Annotated in this window: 1 pseudogene; it reads right to left on the bottom strand. The window is 74.9% G+C overall.

Annotation, left to right across the window (positions count from 1 at the left end):
* Positions 1-403 (bottom strand): annotated as a pseudogene (locus EOA23_RS35420) (cell division protein FtsZ); the annotation flags it as partial.

Here is a 403-nt window from a genome sequence, read left to right as displayed (position 1 = left end):
GTTCTCATGGTCCGCCGGGCGGGTCTTGGCTTCGACCTCAGCCCTCACCACCGGCGGAAAATCCTCCACGCGCGGCATGCGCTGCGGAGCGGCGGCCACTGGCTGCGGCATCTCGCGCTGCGGCGCGGGCTGCTGCATGACCTGCGGCTGCATCACCGGCTGCGGCTGCGGTTGCGGCTGGGCTGGCGGGGCCTGGAAGATCTTGCTCTGCGGCCGGAAGTCGTCGACCGGCGCGGGGCGCGGCTGCGCCATGGCGGCTGCGTTTGCCTCGGCAAGCTGGATCGCCTCGGCGACCGGGTCGACCGCGCGCGGCTCGTAGGCCTGCGGCTGAACCGGAGCGGGCCGGATTTCGGCGACCGGAGCAGCCGCCGGCCGGGCGGCCGGCGGCTGCTCCGGTCGCCGA

The organism is Mesorhizobium sp. M2A.F.Ca.ET.042.01.1.1 (assembly GCF_003997405.1).
Classification (GTDB): Bacteria; Pseudomonadota; Alphaproteobacteria; order Rhizobiales; family Rhizobiaceae; genus Mesorhizobium.
This window is presented reverse-complemented; position numbering and strand designations above follow the sequence as displayed.